We start from the raw sequence: 3,702 nt of genomic DNA on the forward strand, positions 1-3,702 counted from the left end.
GTGGGGGAGTGGGCCGGTGCCGAATCGGCGGGAGCGGATCAAACACGAAGTCAGCCAGACGTGATATTTTGTCAGGTCTTATTGACACTGTCGCGACTCGCTGTCACTTTGTCATGGTCACCTGACATTACGTCATGCACGGGTGACAAAGGGAGGTTGGCCATGCAAGAGGAGGTGGACATGAAAAATCGCCTCAAGGTGCTGCGCGCCGAACGCAACTGGAGCCAGGCGGAACTTGCCGGGCGGCTGGATGTGTCGCGCCAGGCCGTCAACGCCATCGAGACGGGGAAATACGACCCCTCGCTGCCGCTCGCCTTCCGCATCGGACGGCTGTTCGAGATGCCCATCGAGGAGATTTTCGATGATGAACATCATGGTGAGTGAGGACGGGGCCCGCTGGGGCGAGAGCCGCGAGGCGGCGCGGACGGCACGCCGGAAGCGGCGGCGGATCGCCTTGGTCGTCGTCGTGACCCTCTTGGTCGTCGGCCTGCCCTTTATCGCAGGATTCATCGACGGCTTGCTCGATCGTCCCTTCGCGCCCCCGCCCCGGCTGTTGGCGCAGGTGTCGGCGGTCGTGATCCTGATCGTCGGCGGCATCGTGAGCTGGCGCAACTGGCGTGAAACCGACGAGATGCAGCGGCGGCTGGCGATCGAAACCTGGGCAGTGATCGGGCTTGCTAATTTCGTCCTGCACCCGTTGCTGACCCTGATCGGCACGCACACGCAGCATGCCGATCTCGAGGACAATAGCTGGTGGGCCTCGGTCGCCATCGGCATGGCCTCCTATTTCATTCGGAGGATACGGTCATGAACCGCCGACTGACCCATATGGCCATCGGAGGCGGCATCGCGCTGTCGCTGCTCGGCTGGGGAGCCGGACAGATGGGGGTGATCGCGCTGGATGCGCTTCGCCCCGCTATCCGGGCCACCACCCCGGCCGCCCATAGCGCGCCGACACGCCCGTTCTCCATCCAGCTTTCCGTCGAGGTGCGACCATGACCGCTTCGCCCATTGCCAAAGGCCCCAGCGAAAGGGCCAATCACCGCCTGGTCGCTCTGTCGGGTGCCGTCGGCGGCGTCATGGGCCTTTCCATGGCCGTCGTGGCTCTCCTCTCCACCCCGGCCGGGACGAAGCCCAGCGCGTTTCACATGTGGACGTCGCCGCTGCCGCTCTGGTTCGCGATCCTCATGGCCGTGATGTGGGGCATCGTGATACCGATCATCTCGTGGCGCTGGCACCGCGTCGTCGATGAGCATGAAAGCCGCGCCTATCGCGATGGCGCCTTGGCGGCCTTCTACGTCGTGGGACTGGGTGCGCCCGTCTGGTGGTTCCTGTGGCGCGGCGGCGTGCTGCCTCCCGTTCAGGTGGAATGGGTATATGGCGCGATGATGGCGACCTGCGGCATCGTGTGGATGTGGCGCAAATATGTCTGATTCCGCCCCCTTCCCCTTCCCTTTCCGAAAGCCCGATTCCATGAAGACGATCATGAAAGCCGCCCTCACCTCGCTCGCCCTGATGCTGGCGCTGCCCGCCTGTGCGCAGAGCAAGCCCGCGCAAGCCGCCAATGACGCCGATCCCGCTCTATGGGTGGTCAAGGATGCCGACACCACCATCTATCTGTTCGGCACCATCCATGTGCTGAAGCCCGGCCTGTCCTGGTTCGACGAGGCGGTGAAGACCGCCTTCGACAAGTCCGACCAGCTGATGCTGGAGATGGTGCAGCCCGATCCGGCGACGATGCAGCAGATCGTGATGAAGAACGGCTTCGTCACCACCGGCCCGACCCTGACCGAGCAGCTGCCCGCCGACAAGCGCGGCGCCTATCTGAAGGCGGTGACCGATCTGGGGGCCGATCCGCGCAACTTCGACCGGATGAAGCCCTGGCTGGTGGGCGTCACCCTGTCGCTCGCGCCGATCCAGAAGCTGGGTTACGATCCGAAGAACGGACCGGAAACCGTGCTGGCCGACGCCGCCAAGGCGGCGAACAAGCCGGTCGCGGGGCTGGAAACCGCCGAGCAGCAGATCGGCTTCTTCAACGGCCTGTCGCAAAAAGCGCAGATCGAGTTCCTGACCTCGACCATCGACGACCTGCCCAAGGCGGGCGAGGAAATGGCCGAGATGGTCGACGAATGGGCCAAGGGCGATCCCGACGCGCTGGCCAAGACGATGAACGAAAGCCTGAAGGACTCGCCCGAAGTCGCCAAGACCCTGCTGACCGACCGCAATGCCCGCTGGGCGACGTGGATCAAGCAGCGCATGGCCAAGCCCGGCACCGTCTTTATCGCAGTCGGCGCCGGCCATCTGGCGGGCAATGACAGCGTCCAGGCCCAGCTCGCCAAGCAGGGCATCAAGGCGCAGCGTATCGCCTATTGATCCACCCCCGCGCCGCCGCGCCTCAGGCCCGGCGGCGCGGACTGCCTATTCTTCCTCCGCCGTCAGATCGTCGTCGGAGGGCTCGTACCCCAATATGTCGCCAGGCTCGCAATCCAGATAGCGGCAGATGGCGGCCAGCGTGGAGAAGCGCACGCCCTTCACCTTGCCCGACTTCAGCAGCGACAGATTCGACTCGGTGATCCCGATCGCGCGGGCGAGTTCGTTCGACTTCACCTTGCGACGCACCAGCATCAGATCGAGATTGACGGTGACGGGCATCAGACGATCTCGGCCAGATCGCCCCGCGCGCGCAATCCCGCCGCCAGCGCCCAGATCGCAGCCCAGGCGGCACCGGCGAACAGCAGCCGCTCGATGATCTGGGTGAAGTCGATCAAATAGGAAAAAGCTCCGACATCCGTCATCGCGCCAAGAAAGACGGCGTCGCGCAGCACCTGCGCAAGGGGTTCGGCGATCGCCATGATGATCGCCACCACCGTCGTCCGCTGCAGCCAACGTATTCCGCGCCAATCACGATGCTCCTGCCGGTTACCGAACGACCATAGCGCCATGCCGACGGAGAAGAACAATAGGGTGAAGGGCAGAATGTCCAGCATCTGGATGCCGAACAATCGCCACCACCAATAGGGCTCCGCCATGGCGGCGGTCATTCGTTCCGGGGCTTTTGGAAAGCTGGCGATGACGTGTCGGACCTCCGGCGACAATTGATCGAGCGGCTGGGGCTTTGGGCGGCATCCGTCATTACAGTCGATCGTGAAGGCCTGCCACTGCGGCCCCACCAACATCGTGGGGAGCGTTGCCGCCCCCGCCCCCGAGATAAGGAAGCACAGCAGCGCGAAGACCCGCACCACCCGCGCGCGTCCACGGCTCATAAAATATCTGTCGGACATCACGTTCTTTCTGTTTTACAGAAATTGATAATCATCATACATCAACCTTCATAGGGAATCGATGGGGAGCCCCTATGACCAAAGGACGTTTCCGATGCGCCTCCTGTTTGCCGCCGCCCTGCTGATCTGCCTGCCCGTGACCGCCTTCGCGCAGGACAAACCCGCCTTTGCTGGCCCTTATGCGGGACTGGAGGCCGGGGTCCTGATCCATGGCTTCCGCCTTGGCGATAACGTCAGCAGCCGCAAGTATGTGGGGGCGGGGCTGGCCGGGGGTGGCTTTGCCGGGATCATGTTGCCCGCCAGCGAACGCCTGCGCCTGGGGGGCGAAGTGGCGGTTCAGGCTGGGGGCGGCACCGTGCGCAGCCAGGAGATTTTCGCCTTCTACGAACAGAAAGCGCGCTGGGGCTACAGCCTGACCGCG

Annotated in this window: 7 protein-coding genes and 1 pseudogene; 6 read left to right on the top strand and 2 right to left on the bottom strand. The window is 64.1% G+C overall.

The features are described 5' to 3' along the window. Positions 1–180 precede the first annotated feature (180 nt). The 5 genes from SB4_RS18180 to SB4_RS18200 are packed head-to-tail and all read left to right on the top strand — an operon-like array spanning position 181 to position 2,373. Positions 181–384 (top strand): helix-turn-helix transcriptional regulator, encoded by a 204-nt coding sequence (locus SB4_RS18180; RefSeq protein WP_058753695.1) that lies wholly within the window; start codon positions 181–183, stop codon positions 382–384. After that, entirely contained in the window at positions 362–811 is a 450-nt protein-coding gene (locus SB4_RS18185) for a hypothetical protein (protein ID WP_153006336.1), read from the top strand. Before SB4_RS18180 ends, SB4_RS18185 begins: the two co-directional genes overlap by 23 nt. Next, entirely contained in the window at positions 808–999 is a 192-nt protein-coding gene (locus tag SB4_RS18190; RefSeq protein ID WP_058753690.1) for a hypothetical protein, read from the top strand. The genes SB4_RS18185 and SB4_RS18190 overlap by 4 nt, the downstream gene beginning before the upstream one ends. Then, positions 996–1,433, top strand: coding sequence for a hypothetical protein (locus SB4_RS18195; protein ID WP_058753691.1), 438 nt, complete (start codon positions 996–998; stop codon positions 1,431–1,433). The genes SB4_RS18190 and SB4_RS18195 overlap by 4 nt, the downstream gene beginning before the upstream one ends. A gap of 52 nt (positions 1,434–1,485) precedes the next feature. Then, the gene (locus SB4_RS18200) at positions 1,486–2,373 is read left to right on the top strand and encodes a TraB/GumN family protein (RefSeq protein WP_241488692.1); all 888 of its coding nucleotides are present in this window, start codon (positions 1,486–1,488) and stop codon (positions 2,371–2,373) included. Positions 2,374–2,418: 45 nt separating this feature from the next. Here the strand turns inward: SB4_RS18200 and SB4_RS18205 are convergent, their stop codons facing one another. Beyond that, entirely contained in the window at positions 2,419–2,652 is a 234-nt protein-coding gene (locus SB4_RS18205; protein ID WP_058753693.1) for a helix-turn-helix domain-containing protein, read from the bottom strand. Next, positions 2,652–3,263, bottom strand: coding sequence for a hypothetical protein (locus SB4_RS18210; RefSeq protein ID WP_153006337.1), 612 nt, complete (start codon positions 3,261–3,263; stop codon positions 2,652–2,654). Before SB4_RS18210 ends, SB4_RS18205 begins: the two co-directional genes overlap by 1 nt. Positions 3,264–3,375: 112 nt before the next feature. Between SB4_RS18210 and SB4_RS18215 the strand changes: the two are divergent. Continuing rightward, positions 3,376–3,702, top strand: a pseudogene (locus SB4_RS18215) (hypothetical protein); the annotation flags it as partial.

The sequence above is a fragment of the Sphingomonas sanguinis genome, assembly GCF_001476905.1.
Classification (GTDB): domain Bacteria; phylum Pseudomonadota; class Alphaproteobacteria; order Sphingomonadales; family Sphingomonadaceae; genus Sphingomonas; species Sphingomonas sanguinis_B.